At 54.2% G+C, this 18,794-nt stretch carries 16 protein-coding genes and 5 pseudogenes; 14 read left to right on the forward strand and 7 right to left on the reverse strand.

Annotated elements, in window-relative coordinates:
* Positions 1–110 (forward strand): annotated as a pseudogene (locus F3J08_RS15205) (IS5/IS1182 family transposase); the annotation flags it as partial.
* A 9-nt stretch (positions 111–119) separates the two neighbouring features.
* Here the strand turns inward: F3J08_RS15205 and F3J08_RS15210 are convergent.
* Positions 120–525, reverse strand: a pseudogene (locus F3J08_RS15210) (IS6 family transposase); the annotation flags it as partial.
* A 114-nt stretch (positions 526–639) separates the two neighbouring features.
* Entirely contained in the window at positions 640–1,152 is a 513-nt protein-coding gene (locus F3J08_RS15215) for a hypothetical protein (protein WP_166931215.1), read from the reverse strand.
* Positions 1,153–1,381: 229 nt separating this feature from the next.
* On the opposite strand from F3J08_RS15215, the gene F3J08_RS15220 reads away from it, so the two are divergent.
* On the forward strand, positions 1,382–1,633 hold the full coding sequence (locus tag F3J08_RS15220; protein WP_166931218.1) for a hypothetical protein: 252 nt from the start codon (positions 1,382–1,384) through the stop codon (positions 1,631–1,633).
* 56 nt (positions 1,634–1,689) lie between these two features.
* On the opposite strand, the gene F3J08_RS15225 is transcribed toward F3J08_RS15220, so the two are convergent.
* Complete coding sequence (locus F3J08_RS15225; protein ID WP_166931221.1) at positions 1,690–1,878, reverse strand: hypothetical protein; 189 nt, start codon at positions 1,876–1,878, stop codon at positions 1,690–1,692.
* Between the two features lie 102 nt (positions 1,879–1,980).
* Between F3J08_RS15225 and F3J08_RS15230 the strand changes: the two genes are divergently transcribed.
* The 3 genes and pseudogenes from F3J08_RS15230 to F3J08_RS15240 form a co-directional block, all read left to right on the forward strand.
* A complete protein-coding gene (locus F3J08_RS15230) occupies positions 1,981–2,406 on the forward strand; it encodes a hypothetical protein (RefSeq protein ID WP_166931224.1) in 426 nt (141 codons plus the stop codon).
* 206 nt (positions 2,407–2,612) lie between these two features.
* Positions 2,613–3,161 carry a hypothetical protein gene (locus tag F3J08_RS15235; protein WP_166931227.1) on the forward strand — a complete coding sequence of 183 codons (549 nt, stop codon included), beginning with the start codon at positions 2,613–2,615 and terminating at the stop codon, positions 3,159–3,161.
* Positions 3,162–3,478: 317 nt separating this feature from the next.
* Positions 3,479–3,571: pseudogene (locus F3J08_RS15240) on the forward strand (IS6 family transposase); the annotation flags it as partial.
* A 473-nt stretch (positions 3,572–4,044) separates the two neighbouring features.
* Here F3J08_RS15240 and F3J08_RS15250 read toward each other — a convergent pair.
* Positions 4,045–4,653: a hypothetical protein gene (locus tag F3J08_RS15250; RefSeq protein WP_166931230.1), complete on the reverse strand. Its 609-nt coding sequence runs from the start codon at positions 4,651–4,653 to the stop codon at positions 4,045–4,047.
* A gap of 123 nt (positions 4,654–4,776) precedes the next feature.
* Between F3J08_RS15250 and F3J08_RS15255 the strand changes: the two genes are divergently transcribed.
* From F3J08_RS15255 to F3J08_RS15280, 7 genes and pseudogenes are all read left to right on the forward strand, one after another.
* Positions 4,777–5,385, forward strand: a complete 609-nt coding sequence (locus F3J08_RS15255; RefSeq protein ID WP_205207070.1) for a recombinase family protein — start codon at positions 4,777–4,779, stop codon at positions 5,383–5,385.
* Positions 5,386–6,017: 632 nt separating this feature from the next.
* On the forward strand, positions 6,018–6,344 hold the full coding sequence (locus tag F3J08_RS17580) for a DUF3592 domain-containing protein (protein WP_370458753.1): 327 nt from the start codon (positions 6,018–6,020) through the stop codon (positions 6,342–6,344).
* 1,028 nt (positions 6,345–7,372) lie between these two features.
* A pseudogene (locus tag F3J08_RS15260) lies at positions 7,373–8,142 on the forward strand (IS5 family transposase).
* Between the two features lie 717 nt (positions 8,143–8,859).
* A complete protein-coding gene (locus F3J08_RS15265) occupies positions 8,860–9,156 on the forward strand; it encodes an Arc family DNA-binding protein (RefSeq protein WP_166931233.1) in 297 nt (98 codons plus the stop codon).
* A 211-nt stretch (positions 9,157–9,367) separates the two neighbouring features.
* Entirely contained in the window at positions 9,368–9,769 is a 402-nt protein-coding gene (locus tag F3J08_RS15270; protein WP_166931236.1) for a hypothetical protein, read from the forward strand.
* A gap of 240 nt (positions 9,770–10,009) precedes the next feature.
* Entirely contained in the window at positions 10,010–10,315 is a 306-nt protein-coding gene (locus tag F3J08_RS15275) for a hypothetical protein (RefSeq protein ID WP_166931239.1), read from the forward strand.
* Between the two features lie 98 nt (positions 10,316–10,413).
* Positions 10,414–11,919: pseudogene (locus F3J08_RS15280) on the forward strand (AAA family ATPase); the annotation flags it as partial.
* Between the two features lie 46 nt (positions 11,920–11,965).
* On the opposite strand, the gene F3J08_RS15285 reads toward F3J08_RS15280, so the two are convergent.
* Both F3J08_RS15285 and F3J08_RS15290 read right to left on the reverse strand, forming a co-directional pair.
* Complete coding sequence (locus F3J08_RS15285; protein ID WP_166931242.1) at positions 11,966–12,439, reverse strand: Hsp20 family protein; 474 nt, start codon at positions 12,437–12,439, stop codon at positions 11,966–11,968.
* Positions 12,440–12,998: 559 nt separating this feature from the next.
* Positions 12,999–13,151 (reverse strand): hypothetical protein, encoded by a 153-nt coding sequence (locus tag F3J08_RS15290; protein WP_240149395.1) that lies wholly within the window; start codon positions 13,149–13,151, stop codon positions 12,999–13,001.
* Between the two features lie 164 nt (positions 13,152–13,315).
* Between F3J08_RS15290 and F3J08_RS15295 the strand changes: the two genes are divergently transcribed.
* Both F3J08_RS15295 and F3J08_RS15300 read left to right on the forward strand, forming a co-directional pair.
* A complete protein-coding gene (locus tag F3J08_RS15295) occupies positions 13,316–14,161 on the forward strand; it encodes a hypothetical protein (protein ID WP_166931245.1) in 846 nt (281 codons plus the stop codon).
* Positions 14,158–16,350, forward strand: a complete 2,193-nt coding sequence (locus tag F3J08_RS15300; RefSeq protein WP_166931248.1) for a UvrD-helicase domain-containing protein — start codon at positions 14,158–14,160, stop codon at positions 16,348–16,350. The genes F3J08_RS15295 and F3J08_RS15300 overlap by 4 nt, the downstream gene beginning before the upstream one ends.
* Positions 16,351–16,495: 145 nt before the next feature.
* Here the strand turns inward: F3J08_RS15300 and F3J08_RS15305 are convergent, their stop codons facing one another.
* Positions 16,496–18,790, reverse strand: a complete 2,295-nt coding sequence (locus F3J08_RS15305; protein ID WP_370458754.1) for a DEAD/DEAH box helicase — start codon at positions 18,788–18,790, stop codon at positions 16,496–16,498.
* Positions 18,791–18,794 lie beyond the last annotated feature (4 nt).

Here is an 18,794-nt window from a genome sequence, read left to right on the forward strand (position 1 = left end):
CCCGCTGGCGACGTCTCGTGCGTGACTATGAGCGTCGTATCGACATCTCACAGGCCATGATCCTCGTCGCCATGGGCGCCAATCTCACCCGTAGAAATGCCCATCCGTGAGTTTCCAAACAGGCTCTCAGGCTTTTCCCAGTCTTTCAGACCGTTCACGGTCTTACCCAAGACGTGTTTGGTCGCCTTGGCGTTCCGGGTCGGAGCAAGGTAAAAAATCAATTGTATCACCGCTTTCGTCGACGGCCCGATAGAGATACGTTCATTTTCCTTTGATCTTGATGTAAGTCTCATCAACCTGCCAACGACGCGAGAAGTCTGGATGTCTCCAGTAGCAACGCAGGCGTTTCTTTATTTCGGGCGCGTAGCGCGGAACCCAACGATAGATCGTTGAATGATCGACACTCGCACCGCGCTCGGACAGCGTGATTTCAAGATCCCGGTAACTCACCCCGTAGCGGCAATACCAGCCAAAAGCCCATGGGATGACCTCCCTACGGAAATGTCCTCCCTTGAACTCGCTCATGCCCATCGCTCTACACCAGAACAGATCGCGGTTTCATGCATGAACGCCAACTTTGCAACAGAGGCGCTGATCCTCCCCGCACTAATCCGACGGGGGCGTTACCCGATTCATCGGTCAACTCGGAGAACCCGCGGCTGCTCTAGCAAAGGCGCAGAAAGACGCAAGCTGGTCGATGAAAGCGGCCACGAGGTTGCGCGGCAGGGCAAAGCTGTCGGCGCTTACGGCGCCGATCATCTGAATCGCGCATTGTTCGGGAAGAGCCCGCACGCGGAAGGAAACGATATGCCTGGCGGCGGGTACCTCCGCCCGCCAGTTCTCCAGCATGCGGGATTCCGTCATGAAGGCCTCGATCGCCGAGTCCACGATCATAGCAGAGCTGCTTTCCTCTCCATCCAGGCCCATCACACCAGGATAGTCCATGATGATCATCTTTTCCTCCAGCCGCCGCCGGAGATCATGAAGCAGGTCCGGCGCGCACTCCATGACATGGGTGACGCTCGCTTCCACTGATCCACCGAGATTGACCCATAGAAGCGCGCAGTTGTCGCCAGCAGCGTCCGGCTGCAGGCTCATGGCAGCCCCGGTCACCTGAGGAATTACGTCCGGCCAAGAGTTCCTGCGGTTCATCACACGCCTCCTGATGTCAGGCCCGCATCGTTTCCGAATACAGGCGGAGTCACCAAAGGGAGACCCCATTTGGCCCCCGCTCTCCCCCCAAAATATGGCAAAAAGAAGAAGCCGAAACCTTCGCGTTCTGGATTTCCCTGCCGAACGATTCGGATATGAAGACCTCATCTCTCTTTCAGGCTGCGCTGCAGATCCTTGCCCATCCCTGTCACAGAGGGGAGCCCCTGCCATGAACGGCCGAGGCATCGATGCAGGCGACCGAAGCGCGCAGATCGCTTTCGGTATCCTGCTGCTCGCTGTTGTGATCGGCGCGATTGTCATCATGACCTTGATACGGTTTCACGCGCAGATGGCCACGAACCTGGTTGCGCTGCGTCATGCGGAGTTTCAGATCGCGGCCCTCTTCTCGTCTTGGGCGCATCGCCTGGATCTGGCCGTCACGCAGCGGGCGCCGGAAGATATGTCCGCCTCAACTTTCTAGACAATCCTTTCCCTGCCCGGTTCTGTCTATCGCCCTCTTGTAGCCGACTCCTGGTCCTATGTACTGCGCCATGCTTCCTGCGCGCCGCCAATGCCCGCCTGCCGGGCCGGTACGATCACGCCGCCCTGCAGCACGTGCTGGCCCGCGAGCATCTGATCGGCGCGGCCTGGGCGGGACGCAAGCTCCCCCCGACGGATATCGATCCCCAAAAGCTCCTTCTGCCTCTCGACCCGCCTCTGACCCACCTGGAGTTCATAGGACGATACGCGGCGAAACAGAGGGTGTTCATTTGGCCCGAAGCTGAAACGGCCCTCGCCGCGTAATGCAGCCGACCGTGGCAGGACGTCATGAAGGCGTCCCCCCTGACTCAGATCCTCGCCCTGATCTTCGCACTTCATGAGGATCTGAAGGATGAAGCCGCTCAAATCCTCCTGGGTAGCCTCTCACAATCCGTGCCACACCGAAAACGCGATGCCGATGAGGGGCCTCCCACGGTTCTCCCGATCCCGGGTGGCTATGTCCGCAGGGTCATACGCCGCCTCGGCAAGGAGGACGCGCTCAAGCAAAGGATCGATACGCTTGGCAAAGCCCATGCGTTTGAGAGTGGCGTGTTGCTGACCCTTCTACAGAAAGCGCGTCTGCGCGGCGGGTTCCTCAATCCCGGCATATTCTCGGCCATCCAGTTCTACGACAGAGCACTCTGGCTCGTTCTGCAGGCCACCACCTTTCCGCGGAAGACGGGGAACTGGTGGGAGATGAGCGCGATGCTTTGAACCGAAAGTGCCGGTGTGATCACGTACCGGCAGAGCGAATGCGAGGTCGGCACGGCGCTCGTCCCGCCAGTCGTGGCGCGCCCACTCCGGATTTTGCGTCAGATTGTCTGGGACGGGGAGCATAGCTCCTGAAGCTTTATTCTGGCCACATCGGATGACACTATAGGACAATGCCGTTATAGTTTCGCTATCACCGCGTGACTCCCATGCACCGCTTCCTCGGACGCGCGGGATACGCGCTTGTCTTGCTAGGCACGCTGGCGTTCGCCCTGTCCTGGTGCGGTACGTGGGTCTTCGACGACAGCATGGGCCAAAGGCATTGGGGGATCGTGATCGGCATCGCCGGCATCTACACAGCGTTTGCCTGTCTGTCCTCGGGCATCGGAGTGCTCCTGCTTCGTCGTCCCGGAGCCTACAGATTAGGCTTAGCCTTTCTGCTCATCATACTTGGCGGTATTTCGACTTTTTCAGAAATCTCCTGCTTGCGTGCTCTGGAGGAGCAGGATCGTCGCGTTTCCTCGACCATAGAAACGCTCACGACGCAGACCCGCGTGGGGCATCTGCCCCCTGCCGAAAGCGATGTGATGATCGGTGGCTTGCGCGCGCAGGTGCCATACGATCTTGTACCCCCCATTTCCTGGGTGGCCATGGTGGCGGCCGTACTCGATCCCTTCTCGTCAGACGGATTGTTCCTCGGGCTGACGGGAGAACCGCACCTGCCTTCTTCACGTCGGAACTGGACACAAAGTAGATGAGCTTCATCTCCTTATCGATCCCGATCAGGCACGTCAATGCGCGCCACGGCCCCTGATCGCCCCGCGCGAAACAGGGCAATCCCAAATCCGCCGACCGGCCGATACCAAGGCGCGGCCAGCCGGAACGCTTCGAGCTTTCGGGGATTTCGTCGCTGAATCGGCTCGGGGCAGAGGGCTTCGGCTCCGAAACCGGCATCAGGCGATGCTTGCGCGCTGCCTGCCCCGCGTCAACGCCACATAAGCCAGGCGACGTTCTTCGGCCTGATCGACTGTCGTGCGGTGCTGTCACGTTAACTTTGGCGTGTTAGGCGCGGGTGATGAGAGCGTTATGCGTGAGCTACAAACGACACCGTTTTCCGAGTGAGCTGATCGCTCATGCGGTTTGGCTGTATTTCCGCTTCCCGCTGAGCTTTAATCTCTTTGTCCCGTCCGCCTCCATCACCACCGCTCTTTCCCGGCACATCCATCGTGTCCGGGCTCTCGCCCAATGGAATAACGCGACCGCTCTCAGCGCCTGAATACCCATCCCCCGGGCGTTTCCTACCTTGCGTCAGTTAACGTGACATCACCCCGTGAGCGAACGCCTGAGAGCGGCAGATCAAGAAAGAAGCGATCCAGATCGGCATCATACAATACGTTGTTCCGTAGGATCTGTGGAACGTGTGCATCGAGCCCTATAGCCTGTCGTCGTTCGTATACGGTAATCGATACCATCCGTCTGGCAGCCTCCAACGCTCTAGGCGATACCAATCTTACCGACCCGGTCATGTCCTGAACGAGCAAGAGCAATGATCGCCCAGTCCCTCGCCCATCTTAGCCCATCCTGAAGCATTCGCGTTCGCAGACTGTCCAGATAAGGCAACATAGGCACCCAGCTTTCCGGTCAATGAGCGGACGGACGTCTCTTGCGATGCATCGTTACTACATCATCAGGGTTCGCCGTGGGAGCTGCTGCGATGATGCGCTGCCAATACGCTTCTGCGCTCGGGATTATGCCCCGTCTTTCAGCGAACTCCAGAAACGCACGCGTTGTAAGAATGTCGATATCGGCGCTCACCCCATAATCGCCAATCATGCGCGGCACACGACCGTTCTCGTAAACAATCAAGACCGCGTTGGACGACTGATCGACCTCGTCGCGGAGCCACCCGACGATCGATAATTCCCCGGCACCTCTCCACCGGAACGCAGGATCAGCACGCCGCGCTGTGAGAAATGCCCGGCCAACGTCCGTTGTCTCAACAGAAACTGGCGCATTTGATCCAGGTATGAGGCCAGCATCAAGCCATGCCTGAATCTCTTGAGCACCCGGCTTATCGAGCGAGGCAGTCGCTTCAAGAGCGACCATGTCCGTTACCACGACACGGCCTCCGACCTCATGCAAGAGATGCAATGCCTTTGCCTGTGCGAGATGAATCAGTGGACCAGTGTCAGGAACGATAACGTCCGGCCGTTCGATCTGCGCTTGCGGCTCTTCAGAAACAGTCTGCATCGTCATCCCCTGCTTCGAGTTATATTATCACCATAAGCTGCCACCGCATGAAAGTCAACAAACTTGACAACAAATGCAAATCGCCTTATCTAAAATCCAGACCGGTTGAACAGGATCCATAATTTGTCTGACTCCGATCCATCCACGACAAAAAGACATTTGGTCGGCTATGTGCGGGTCAGTACATCCGATCAGAATAATGAACACCAGATCGACTCTCTTATTAAATTCGGGGTGGACCCTCGGGATATTTTTGAAGACAAAGCCAGCGGCAAAAACATGGCACGGCCTGGTTGGAAAGACTGCTGGCGGGACATTCGAGAGAAAGATATTTTAGTCGTTCACTCTATTGATCGTCTCGGTCGCGACTTGGTCGAGGTCGTACAGACAGTCAAAGCCTTACATGATCGGGGCGCCGACCTAAAAGTGTTGACGATGGATCTCGACACGAGGACACCTACAGGACGTCTAATCTTCGCGGTTGTCGCCGCCATGGCGCAGTGGGAGAGGGAACTAATCGTTGAGCGGACCCGAAACGGATTGGCTGCTGCACGCGCAAGAGGAAAAAAGGGGGGACGCAAGCCTATCCTGACAGATGAACAGGTCACCGAAGCACTGGCCAGGATACAGGCAGGCGAGAATGCTCAGACGGTCGCCGCCGAATATGGGGTATCGCGCCAAGCTATCTACAAGCGGTCTAAAAACATGCGAAAGGAAATCGAAGGTGGCTGACAATCAAACGACCTAATCTCAGTAGCGCAGTACTGCACTGGCTACCGCTTGCATGCCCCCCCCCAAGTAGAAACGTCACACTAGTGTTCGGTACGGCGCTACTCGCGCAAACGTGTAACTGGGCAAAATGATGGACTATAATGACGACGCTCATCCAGTCAGACCAGCTTGCACAGGATCTACCGCCGGAGCTCAATCAGCCCATTCCACGTGACATTGCCCTGAGACCGAGAGTTGTCTCGTCTCTTTGCTGTGTCCTCACTCTTTCCATGGCCCTAGTATTCCCCCTCGGCCTTGTACTTCCATCCGTTTTATTTATGAAATCATTACATTTATACATACACGGAATAAATGCAGCCGCAAAAGTTAAAAATTCCAATTTAGTTCGTATGCGTTCAGGCGCTTATTGCCGGGCGCTCTACACTTTTACTGTACCAGCGGGTCTTGTTACACGGGGGAGTGGCCCCCTCCCGGGTACAGTGGATTGCCCTAGCCAGAAGGGGCGGACCATTCAAATAATCTACGATCCATCCAACCCGATTTCGAACCGCCCGTCTCAGGATTTATCATCTGCTCTCGTTTGCATCGGTATTGTAGTGGTTATCATAGGAATCGGCGTACCGTCATTGATTATGATCGACGACTTTACAACAAAGACACGCAGAAAACGTGACATCCATCTAATAAGCATAGGCAACGCTACGTGCGGCGAGGTTATCGAAGCGTCATTAATTCGAGAACGATATAGCAGATGCCTCCGCTTGGTTTATAGATATCAAGACTCAGCCGGCACTTATTATCAATGTAGTGATAAGTCCTCCGTATCCTTCGATCGGCGAATGAGCAGCCGTATGATCGCGTCGCAAGTGGGTAGGAAGGTTGCTGTAGTTTACGACCCGGCTAAGCCAAGCCGATCAACCTTGTATCCCCCCAAATGGGCTATCTCGTCGGGGCATTGAGAGAATGTCGTTCACAATCCTCTATTTGTTGGTCAGTCCCACGCGCTTTACGGATAGCGAAATACTAGCGCCATGGGAAAAAGAATCGCTCGGAAAGGATATACGAAATGTTTGACAACCAGACGACTGATGAAACGTCAGGTAGCGTGGATCCGTCATCAATCGCTGCAGGCTTGATTAGCGAAGCGGTTGAGTTGGATGCCAAAGCGGAGAGGGCGAAACCGTATGGTAGGAGAGATTAGTATTTTCATGATCGCGGCCAAGCCAAAGCAAAGCGAGAGGAAGCAAAGACTATAGACCTAAGCAGTGCACGGATGATGCAGCGACTTTATGGAGACAATAAAAAGTGACTGACAAGCAGACGACCGCGGGTAAGCCTCCGGAAGTAAACGACGTATTGACCATATCAAGTGTTGGTCATTTCTACTCGATCTCCGTCATGCAGGCAGAGGTGCCCGGCGCGATGCACCGGATATTAAGCATACGGGCTAACCAGCAAGACCGAAGCACCCGGTCTAATTCTCATGTCAGGGCCGACCGGACATGAATCAGTTAGCATATGACTTACCGTCGATTTGAATATAGCTCTTCATAGGAAGAAAAATGCCTGAGTCAGCAGAAGACAGAGAAACCAAGCATCTTGGAACTTGTCCATTTTGTGAAGAAAGAGTTTCTCCATTCATTGTAGAAGAGAACTTCATTCGAAGGGATGTGTGCGAGTGCCCAGAATGTAAAAAACGCATTCTAGTTTGTCGGATGCCGGGGTGTCAGAATTATACGAAATCTGGGAAACATTACGATGACGAGCTGTGCCCACCTTGCCTGAAAGAGTTACCGCAAAACACACGCAAAGCCGCCAAAGATGCACTTTCGCTTGCCGCAATGACACTATCTTTAGTGGTTGGAATTAAATCACTAAGAAAATAACGGCCATACAATATCGGACATGAGGCATATATCTAGGTCCCGTTAGGTCTTGGAACATGTATGAGATTGCATAGCTCATTGTGATGAGCATGATGCAGTCTGTGTTTTCCGATGATGCGTGGTCGGTGTGGGAACCTCTGATTGAGGCGGTCCGTCCGAAAGGTAAAACCCCGCCGCGCGATCTGCGGCGGACCGTCTCGGCGATCTTCTGGCGGCATCAGAACGGGACGAAATGGCGGGCCGTTCCCGCCGAACTTGGCCCCTGGTGGACTGCGGCCCAGTTGTTCATTCGGTAGGCGAAAGCGGGTGTCTGGCAGGCGCTTTTCGAACGGGTAAAGGACCGGGATCCTGCTTTGGGCATGGTATTCCTCGACGGCACGAACATCCGGGCTCATCACAAGGCGGCGGGAGCGGCCAAAAAGGGGGATTCCGAGAACGCGGAGGCAGTTGTGAGGCGCTTGGCCGCTCGCGTGGAGGCTTTGGCAGCAAGGTCTGCGTCGCCGCCGACGGGCGCGGCAAGGCCCTGTCTTTCACCCTGACGCCAGGTCAGGCGCATGAACTCCCCTCAGCCATGGCGCTCCTCGACGCCTTGCCGCACGCTCCACGCTACGTCGTCTGCGATCGGGGCTATGCCGCGAACCGGTTTCGCGAGGCCTTGTGGGACCGGGGCTCACGCCCTGTCATTCCGTCCAAACGCAACGAACCGCCGGTCGCCTGTCCGAAATGGGCTTATCGGCACCGGCATCTGGTCGAGAACCTGTGGGCACGCCTCAAGGAATGTAGGGCCGTCGCCACCCGATACGGGAAAACCGCCGCTTCCTTCATCTCCGTCCTCTGCATCGCAGCCGCCGCAGACCACATTAAGATCTAACAGGCCCTAAAACTGTGCGCATACATATAGTATTTATACTCGCCGAATTGATAACGAACGCGCGTGTCGGCTGCCGCGCAATTGCGTAAGAAGGTGGCTACATCGCAGCGAATACGAATGGAATGATGATCGCCACTTGTGATGTCAGCTCGTTCGACGCCGCGGGCCTTTCAGTCATTAATCCCCGGGAGGATAGCGCTGATGCCTGACAATCAGACGACTGTGTCGTAGCCAACCGCAGTCAGGGCAGCATTGATCTTCTCAGCTTTGATTCCCCCACCTTCTCGCCGCTCTGCGTCGGCGCGAAATCCCGGTCGTTGGATAGGGCAGGCTTTGGGGTCAGGCCCATTTCGATAGCCAGGTTCCGTCCGCATTTCTTGAGGCAGCATTTGCCTACGTAGAAACCAGAGCGGTCATAGCCATTGTTCCTTCTAGTTCACTGGTGAGAGGCGTCGGAATTGCTGCCAGGCTTGGTCCGACGCCTTTATCATTGCTGCGAGCAAAAGCTCGTTGAGCTCCGCCGTCATACTTCGGAAATTAGCGAAGGCGGAACGGCCCACTGTCTCAAAAACATCCGGCCTGATGCGGAGGTTGAGAGGGTGGCAGTCTGGGGTTGGAGTTCTGATAGGTGCCTCCTCTGTTGAGGGCACATCCTATTTGTCATGACACAACAGATGCGTAGTAGAAAGAGCACACTTATTATGCCAAATATTCGGAATGAGCGAAGACGACAGATACCGACGGTTCAATCTGAGAATTCCTAAAGAGGATTTCTCGCGCTTACAGGAAGCGGCAGATGCTCGATCGCATTCGATGAACGCGGAGATCGTGCAGAGATTAGAAGCGTCCCTTTCCGGGGGCGCTGTGCCTGATGTTCCGGCGTCTGCTGACCTTGCTGCCGTTGAGCTGGCCCTCATTCGCATGTGGCGCGCGATGAATGACGGCGAGCGCAATGCTTTGGCTGTGGTTGCAGAGCAACTGGCCGGTAAGGCGCGGCATGGCGATGTAAGTTGATCCAACATCGATATGGGGAAGGAAAGGAACGGAGTAATGCCTGAAGCGCAGCCCTTGATCAACAGCGAGCGCGACGTCACACCGGCAATGCCGGACGCAAGTGACAACGATGCTTCCGACCTCGCAGCCAGTGCCCGTAGTACGCTGCCGCATATCGTGGAAAACTGTCAGGCGTTTCCTGTACGAGGGGTTGTGCTCCTTGGATCGCAGCGTGACCCGTTTGTTTGCCTGGCGGCAGAGACGGGCGGAGCGCAGGCGCGTACAGGCCATAGGTGCCTTTTTGGCCGAGCTTGAGAACCATCCGTTCACGGTTGCAACCATGTCAGACCCCCAGAAAAGACATGCCCACTACGACTTGGAGCGAGTGGTCCGCAGCGCAGAAGACTGGCGTGCGCGCCCTCCTCATCCTGCTATAAATGACTTACTCAAGCTTATTCAAAGGCCCACACCCTATCACGCAGAGATTGATATTCTCTCGGTGACAGGCGTGACCGCCACGCATAATGGCTTGGTAGGCAATCTGGATGCTCTGCCCGAAACAATGCGTTTCTGCAATTCTCATGCCGAAAGCTACGGTCCCTTTGATGAGGACGGGATGGAAAGACTGCGTTAATCGGTATTTGCCGAGTTTTCCCCAGACACGGGGAGCAGGGAGGGTCAGTTCGATATCATCGATGTGACATGGAGTGGGAAACGCATTGCTGGCAACTCCGGAGCCTCCAGACGTTTTTCACTGTGGCGCCGCCTGTCTGCCCGAAGCACTGGACCGGTGCGCATTCGCGGGCATATCCATCCGATTGAGCTCGATATGAGTGCTCTGCGGGCGATACTGACCGACTGGCGGATCCTCCGGGTGAGCCGTTCATTGGAAATTGCCACATCGTACCACGCCATGCGCGCCATCTGGCCTGACGGGATCTTCGCCCTGAATTACGAGACGTCTTGGGAGGACAGGCGGGATGAGGACTGGATCATCCCGTTGCCACATCGGGTACCTTTCGAGATGCAGCGGAGGTTTGCTGATCTTCACGCGCAGCTTGGTCTGAACGGCATCGAAGATGTCTTAAAAGGGGTCTGTGAATCCATCAGTCTCTCGCGCCGTAGTCCCGTGCGATCAAAACCGGATATTGAACGGCCCGACAATCCCAAACTATCATGATCCAAATGACTGATAACGGGACGACCGACAAATCATAAAAGTCGCTCTAAGACGACTGTAAACGTGAAGCATTGGGATAACGAAAAGGGGGCGTCGACTACTTCGCGCAGAGTAAGCCGCGATGCCCGTTCTGCCAGCAGGATCTCGAAGCTGACCTTGCCAAGCGCATCGGCGATTACTTTGACGAAACCTATAGTCGAGACATCGCTGACATCGCGCGTCTCGTTACCGAATATGACGCGGCGGCTACGGCTTACCTTCAAGCCCTCTCTGGCATCTCTCAGAACGGCTCTCGCTATATCGACGCGGACCAGTTGACCGGGCTGATCGAGCGCGCAACCGCACGGCTGGCGCTCAACGTGCAGCGCATTGCCCAAAAGCAGAAAGAACCGAGTTCCGTCGTCACGCTTGAGGACAACACCGACCTGTTCGCAGAGATACGAGATCTCCTTACTGCCGCAAACGCGTCCGTGGTTGAACACAATGCGGCTGTCGACGATATCAGCAACCAGAGGACGAACCTTACGGCCGAAATTTGGAAGTACCTGGTGGAAGAGGCCAAAGGTATTCTCGACACCTACCATGCTAGAAAAACGGCGGTGGATGCTGCGATCAGAGGCATTGAGGGAAGCCTAACGATAAAGCGGGGCAATCTCGTTAGGGCGAAACAGAAACTGCATGATCTGGAGAAAGGCATCACGAGCGTTGAACCGACCGTGACCGAAATCAACGCGCTGCTCGCCTCACTCGGCTTTCGGGGTTTCAAGCTCGCAACGGCGGGCGAACAGGAGAATCTATATGAGATCGTCCGCCTCGATGGGAGCAATGCAGCTAGGAGCCTGAGCGAAGGCGAGAAGACGTTCGTCACGTTCTTGTATTTCTACCACCTCATTCGGGGTAGTGTTTCTGAGTCCGGCATGACGACCGAACGAGTCATTGTGTTCGACGATCCGATTTCAAGCCTCGATAGCGACATCCTGTTCATCGTCTCAAGCCTTATCAAACACGTGTTCGAGTTAAGCCAGGTGCAAAACAGCTTGATCCGGCAGGTGTTTGTGCTCACCCACAATATCTATTTCCATAAAGAAGTGTCATACGACCCAGACCGGAAAAAGGACCTCCGTGCGCACGAGACGTTCTGGATCGTGAAGAAAGTCGATGATGTCTCGACGCTGGAATCCTTCGATCACAACCCGATCAAGACATCCTACGAATTACTCTGGTGCGAGGTGCGGAGCCAGAACCGATCCAACCTTACAATTCAAAACACGCTGCGCCGGATTTTGGAAAACTATTTCAAGATACTGGGCAACATGGATAAAGATGAGATTATCAAGAAATTTGAAGGTCGTGAGAAGATAGTTTGTGCCTCGCTCTTTTCATGGGTGAACGACGGCTCACACAGCTCGCATGACGATCTCTATATCTCGAGCGATGCCACCACGGTGGATGTCTACCTTGGAGTCTTTAGAAGTATCTTCGAAGAGACCGGGCATACCCAGCATTATCACATGATGATGGGCACTGAAGCTACGCCTATCGCCAACGTGGCTCCTGCCGAGCTTACATCGCCGACGCCAGGTTACGGTCGAACTGCGGCATGAAAACACGGGTAGAAGGCGTTGAAACACCCTCTACCCTCAGAAAAAATCAGGCTGCGGTTTCGAGCGCTTCGATCCGCGCAGGTACCGGATCAGCCTTTGATCGGATCTCGATGCGTCGTGGCTTCATTGCTTCAGGAAGTTCACGGTGCAGCTTGATCGTCAGAAGTCCATTGACCAGAGACGCGTTGACGACGTTGACGTGATCGACCAGCTCGAACTGGCGTTCGAAGCCACGCCCTGCGATACCACGATGCAGATACTCCACCTGACCCACTGGCTCTTCGTTCCGATGACCAGTCACTGTAAGCGTATTACGCTCTTGGGTGATCGTAATATCGGCCTGATCAACGCCCGCAACAGCCATATCGATCCGATATTCGTCCTGGCCCGTTCTGACGATGTCGTAAGGGGGCCAGTTGTCGGAGCCCGTTGCGCGTGTGGCGGCTTCGAGGGCGCCGAGCATCCGGTCAAATCCAACAGTCGAACGAAAGAGCGGGGTAAAATCCAGGGCAGTTCTCATGTCCATATCCTCCATTTGAGCAACATGGGTAAAAATTACCAGAGATGGTGCGTGAGCGATCCTGTGCAGCGATCACCCGAAAACGATCTGGGCGCGATCAAGGTCGTTTCAAGAGGGGCAATCGAAGAAATTCGCGAGAATAATCTGGGCCATACCCGGCGCCCAATATCGTTCCTTCACCTGATCAGGATATCTGCGGCGGAGGCGCGGCGACCTCCAGATCAGGCGTCGAGGATGAGCAGATCCTGATCGTCGCCTGGCTTTACCTGCTGCCTTTGGCGGGAACTGTCAGGCACATTGGCATGAGCGAAAAGCCTCTGAGGCACGCTATCTGGCCCATCCGCTGCCGTTTCGCGCCGACCCCCCTACTTCCGATAATAGAATCTATCCGAAGTAGATCACCGCATAAGGAGACATACCGGAACTCATCGTCCGGGACGGGGGGGGGAGCGGAAGGTCTGTTATTGGCCGGTGACAATAGAAGATCTGCCATTCATCCCGGTGAGATTTGTAACCGCCTGGTGCCCGTGGCATCGTAAAGCTAGAGTATCCGTTGTGATCAAGCTGCTTTTGGGGGCCTGAGGCGATCGTCGCGAAGCAGCGCGTTGGCGATGATGACGAGCTTTCGCATAACGGCGGTGATGGCGATTTTGGCACGTTTGCCGCTGGTGGTGAGGCGGTCATGGGGCCATCCAGCATCATCGGCGCGCATGCCAGACAGGCGCAGCCTGCCGATGAATCTCGTGATTTTCCAGCGCCCATGGAACACAGAGATCCGACAACGCATGTCACGATGTGAGCATCCAATTTCTGCATGTTGCGCTTGTTTCTGGCACCACGTACTAATATTGTGACTTATTTGGAGTGATACATTGCATGCATGAATACGAAGATATCGAAGATCCTGACATGGTCTCACAAGGAGACGTAATCGAATGGGTTGGTGATTGCCGGAAGTCACCTTGGAGTACCTATGGCATTGTAGTAACGGCTGACTGCGATTTATTCCGCGACAAACATAATGGGTATATCTCCTATGTCCCAGCGTGGCTGACAGAGGATTTTCTTTGGTTCCGTTGGCGCATTGAGATGCTTGAGCAGCCACGGCGTCAAGCCTTTCAAAGAGTTGCGACACGCTTAACGACTTGGCGTGAGAAGAATGGCAAGGGAAACGGCACCCTTTCGTTGGACGCCGTTTATGACTGGCTTCGCCGTGTGGGCCCTGAAACGATGCTCCTAGAATTAGGTGTCCAGGACAAAGGGCAGCAGAACACACTTATGGATGTCATTAAACCAGCGATGGTCCTTGATGCAGCTCTCGAGGCCCCCAATCTCGACCTAGATCTTCTTATAAACGCCTATAGCACCTTCAAACCCGGCGACGATACTTCGGCATTCATCAAAAACCTACAGCGGAATTGGGCTGCCTTGCCCGGCGATATTTTTCATCTACCGGCTATGCCCGATGGGACGGATGGTGACCTATTTCTTCTCCTTCGGCACATACGGCAAATTCGTGCCGATGAGTTAACTGCAAAGCCTGACGACATTCGATCCGGGGTAGCGAAAGCAAAACGTATCGCTAGAATAACTGCGCCATACCGGTACGCGATCACACAGAACTTGGCTAAAGTGTTTTCTGACATTGGATTACCTGAAGAATTTGAAGCGAGGCGAGCTACGACAGCTCAACGCTTTTGCAGCGCACGGATTAAGCAATGAAAACGATCGTAATTACTGAAAATGCTCTCGTGATTGCATGCAACCCCGACTTCCCACTCGAGGCGCTTTTGGCCGACAATCCGCCGACGACTTTTGGAAGCGCTTTCTTTCAATCAGGTGAAACATCGCTACTGATTGCGACGAAGAGCTGCAATGACACTTCCAGACTGCTTGTCATCGGTGAAGGTAGTAAGGGATTTTTTGATCTTCTTCCGGTAGACGACCATGCTACACTTTTCGAGCGATGCGTTCGCGTTGGCTTGCGCAGTTTTGATAAACAAATCGCACTAAACCCAAATTGGATGCCTTATAGGCAAGACAATAGGACATCGTTGTTTGCTACCGGAAGCAGCGATTTACGTATATTGGCCGAGAGTAACTATGACGGATCAAGAAATACGTATGTCTATGACCTCCTCGAGGCAGTTTCAGCCAAAGATTTACGTAACTGTGAGCCAGTTTCCACTCCTTACCTAAACGCAATAGCAGAGTTTTCAGAGTTACTGGCAAAAGGGGCATCTGTAACTGTTAACGATAACGGATCGGTGGTATTAGACCATATTGTGAGCGAGTCTGTTGCCAAGGGCTTTGCATACGATGAGTGGCTTCCGCTCCTTTCACTAGCACAGCGTGACTTCGTTGACCGTGATATCGTTGGACCTCTGCGCGTCCGAGGTGCCGCCGGGACGGGCAAGACATTGGCGATGGTTATGAAAGTTCTGAAAATTGCCAAGGATGCGGGGGAAGATCCGAAGCGGATCTTATTTCTTACTCATAGTTGGGCAATGGCGGGTCAAATTGACGAGATGATTCGCAGCATTGGCCGGGATATTCCTACTGCATCACTGGTTGACGTTTATCCGCTTCTCACGATTTCCAATCAAAGAGACTACAGCGCTATCGGAAGACGCTCTCTTGGCCTTGATAGCGACAGTGGAAAACGAGATGCGCTAAAGATAATTTCGACCATTGTCGACCAATTTGTGGCTAGTGATTGGGTCGCTTATCGAAGTGGATGTTCTCCTTCATTTGTGGAACAATTTGAGGCTTTGCAAAATTCAGCCCTTCGCCGCAATTTATCGTGGGATATCCTTGTTGAGTTTGGGTGCGTTTTGGGAGCGCAAGGAATGCTCGGGCGAGATCGTGATCGTGAGCGGTATATGCGAGTTAGGCGTGTCGGATACATGATGCCGATCGTCACATCGACAGAAAGAGAGGTCATCTTCCAACTTTGGGTAAAATTCCTTGCGCATTTAAAGGCGGAGGGACTGATTGCGGCCGACCAGATCGTTAGTGACTATTTGAATGCACTACAGACTTTCTATTGGGAGGCAAAGCGGGAAAAGGAGGGATATGATTATGTTTTCGTCGATGAAATGCACCTTTTCAACGCGCAGGAACGGCTAGTCTTCCATAATCTACTAGCGGATGGTGATGCAGTGCCAAAGGTCGTGCTTGCGCTCGATCCGAAACAATCGCCTCGTGAGGTATTCGCTGAGATCTTCGAAGATCGTGATAAGAAAAATAACAGTGTTTACGCGCGTGCAGGTCTACCTAATCCAGAAAAAGTCGATTTCGTAGAAATTTATCGCTACACAAATGAAATCTCTATTTTGGCTAAGGCAGTTATTGACACAGTGCCAGCGCTCGATATGGGCGAGGATTGGGATATCCCGGGCGGCAGTAGTGTAATAGAATCTGGGCCAACGCCGGTATATTATCTAGAGCAGAACACCACGGGTGTTTTCAAGCGGGCTATGAACGTAGCGAAAAAACAGCAGCTTACAGCACGCAAAAGGGGTGGACAGGTTGCTATTCTCTGTATGGATTACGAAAAGTTCCACACATATCAGAAAGCCGCAACTGGCCAGTATCCTCGCGACGTGTTCGTGATTAAATCCCGCGACGATGTAGAGCAGCTTAGGTATATGAACCGCCGCATCGTCTTCAGTACGCCTGAGTACGTCGCTGGTCTCCAATTCGATTCTGTAGTTCTCGCCGACGTCAACGGCGACCTTGTTCCAGATACTAACTATAAAGGACATCAAGAGAGACGTTTTTTGTCTGAATTATATCTCGGCATTAGTAGGGCCCAGCGCGAGTTAACTCTGATTGCGTCAAAAGACAGCGAGGGTCTAACTCCTTACCTGCAAAGACAGGAGGAGATAGGCAATCTCAAACGTGCCTGATTAGCATAAATCCGACCCATGTTGTTCAATATGGGTCGGTTATCAGCGACTTCTGCTAGTGCGGTGAATGCCTGATAAGAGGGCGATAGCAGCAGGTCTGCTTCGTTCTGGAATTACACATTATACCAGCCTATCCTAAAACATATCATAGAGACACTTTAGTTTCAAAAATTTTCGTTGCTTCAGTTGGCAATCTAGAGAGTAGGTTCGCGGCAATGATCGGCACGCGTGTCGCTTCGATATGCTCGCTGGCGTAACAACGTGCCAGCAACTCGTCTCCTAAATAGCCGTCATACTTTGCTCGCTTCATATCAGGCACCAGTCGAGCCAGAACTTCCGCTTCAGGTGCAGGCCTTTCGGCGAGGGTTTTCAGGGCGGCAATCAGCTTGCTCCCGTCTTGAGCCGAAACCGCGACCGCAATACCCTCCGAATTGGCCTTTACGCCATGAGTGGCGAGAGCAAGCACCAAGGCCAGTTGCGCCCGATTGCCGACCCAGGGGAAAAGCAGGAGTTCGTCCTCATGCCGATGCAAACCTGCATGCCGCAACCCAAGATGGTCGAATGTCTCTCTGGCTTCCGTAAGGCATTCAAGAGCTATCTTGTCGAGAAAGCGAGGAATGGCGATGCTCTCATAAACCCGGCGCATCTCCGCTACGACTTCATCGGCGGGAGGTAAGCCCTCGCCACCGAATTTGGGCGGCACGCCACCATACGCTCGTGTGACCAAAATTTCCCGGCGTTGATTGTCGAGCTCGATCACCCGCCACCGACGCCCGGCGAAGATGATGAGTTGTTCCGGCATTACCGGGCTATCGACCGGCAGCGTGCCAAGGTTCCGTCCGCGATCCGTAATAACCTTGAATTCGTCAGGCGTCATGAATACGGCGTAGAACCCACGGTCATTGATGACCCGTTCGCCTTCTTCGCCTGGCAAAAGCGTTCCGTCTGGCGCCTGCTCAATAAGCTGAACCTCCGGATGCTTCATCCGCCGCAGCACATCAATGTAGAGAGCCTGATCAATTTCAGGAAATACCCGACTCTCGATCAAGCGGTTCCAGCCTTGTTTGACTGTCAGCCCGCCGTGTTGAGCAATCAGTGCCAGAATTTGCTGTATCAGCGTGGAAAGATGCAAACTCCCAATTTGAGGCGGTTCATTCCAGCGCCTCAGCATCAGATTGAGCATGGCGATGGTCTGCACCGTGCGCGGCCGCATGGCATCAATGGGATGGATGCGTTCGTCAATCGCCATCTCGGTGGTGTAGACCCGCATTACCGAGGACTGTCCGGCACGTCGACCGGAACGCCCCAGTCGCTGGCGCATGCCCGAAACAGTGTGCCCAGGCCCAATCTGGCTCACAGCATCAATGTGGCCAACATCAATGCCTAGTTCGAGGGTCGTGGTTGCGATAATGGAGCCTGGTCGATCATCTTCTTTCAGCCTTCGTTCGGCTTCTTCACGGTGCTCACGCGATAAGCTACCGTGATGAGCGAAAAATTCCTCCGGTACGCCAGATGTTTCACAAAGACCACGTAATCTTTCTGTGTACAGTTCAACATTCCGCCGCGAACCAGCAAAGATCAAACTCCGATGCCCTCGGAGCGTGTCGAAGAGGTGTGTCGCGATCGCTATGTCTGCTGTGCTCTCGGTTGCCTCGCCCTTGTCTGAATTCTCGTCACGTTGCTTCAGACGTGGCTGTATATAACCGCGAACCTGAAGTTTCAGGGGTTGGCTACCCATTTCAGATTCCAGTATCTCCACGGCATCCGGATTGAGCGGCCGTAGGAAAGCTGCTGAGGTCCTCATGTCGGCCAAGGTGGCCGACAGGCCCACCCGAACGACTGGATGCCCTGCGGCGATCTCGATACGATTGAGCAGAGATTGAAGTTGGCGTCCGCGCTCTGCATCCATAAAGGCATGCATCTCGTCGATCACCATGTAACTTAGCGCAGCGAACAGACGCTTTACTTCATTCCCTCGTCTGACGAGGATGGCTTCCAGACTTTCTGGTGTAGTTAGCAGTATCCCCTGGGGCCGCTTGCGTGCTCTTTCCTTGACGCTGCTGGCCACATCCCCGTGCCACTTCCAGACAGGCATCTCCACTTCTTCGCAAAGTGTCTCCATTCGACCGAACTGGTCATTGATAAGTGCGCGCAAGGGGCTGATATAAATGGCCTCAAACCCGGCTCCGGGTTTGCGTTCATCTGTAGCCAGTCGCGAAACAATCGGCAGGAAAGCCGCCTCGGTCTTCCCGCTTGCTGTCCCGGCCGCAATAATGAGATCCCGTTGTCCTTCCAGCAGAACCGGAATGGATCGTTCCTGGATATCTCGAAGCTCTACCCAGCCCTGACGCCAGATCCAGCGCCTGACTTTCTCGTGCAGCAGATCGAAAGACGTCGATGCGCTGTCATCTGAGGCTTGCCCGAACGGGTCGGACGGCACGTCG

The organism is Asaia sp. As-1742, from assembly GCF_011753235.1.
GTDB classification, from domain to species: domain Bacteria; phylum Pseudomonadota; class Alphaproteobacteria; order Acetobacterales; family Acetobacteraceae; genus Asaia; species Asaia bogorensis_B.

Excerpts from the sequence above, each read along its gene's own strand:
- F3J08_RS15230 (WP_166931224.1), top strand. The coding sequence starts at position 1,981 with ATGAAGGCGTCCCCCCTGACTCAGATCCTCGCCCTGATCTTCGCACTT.
- F3J08_RS15235 (WP_166931227.1), top strand. The coding sequence starts at position 2,613 with ATGCACCGCTTCCTCGGACGCGCGGGATACGCGCTTGTCTTGCTAGGC.
- F3J08_RS15250 (WP_166931230.1), bottom strand. The coding sequence starts at position 4,653 with ATGCAGACTGTTTCTGAAGAGCCGCAAGCGCAGATCGAACGGCCGGAC.
- F3J08_RS15220 (WP_166931218.1), top strand. The coding sequence starts at position 1,382 with ATGAACGGCCGAGGCATCGATGCAGGCGACCGAAGCGCGCAGATCGCT.
- F3J08_RS15290 (WP_240149395.1), bottom strand. The coding sequence starts at position 13,151 with ATGCGCGCCGATGATGCTGGATGGCCCCATGACCGCCTCACCACCAGC.
- F3J08_RS17580 (WP_370458753.1), top strand. The coding sequence starts at position 6,018 with ATGATCGACGACTTTACAACAAAGACACGCAGAAAACGTGACATCCAT.
- F3J08_RS15300 (WP_166931248.1), top strand. The coding sequence starts at position 14,158 with ATGAAAACGATCGTAATTACTGAAAATGCTCTCGTGATTGCATGCAAC.
- F3J08_RS15215 (WP_166931215.1), bottom strand. The coding sequence starts at position 1,152 with ATGAACCGCAGGAACTCTTGGCCGGACGTAATTCCTCAGGTGACCGGG.
- F3J08_RS15295 (WP_166931245.1), top strand. The coding sequence starts at position 13,316 with ATGCATGAATACGAAGATATCGAAGATCCTGACATGGTCTCACAAGGA.
- F3J08_RS15265 (WP_166931233.1), top strand. The coding sequence starts at position 8,860 with ATGAGCGAAGACGACAGATACCGACGGTTCAATCTGAGAATTCCTAAA.
- F3J08_RS15285 (WP_166931242.1), bottom strand. The coding sequence starts at position 12,439 with ATGAGAACTGCCCTGGATTTTACCCCGCTCTTTCGTTCGACTGTTGGA.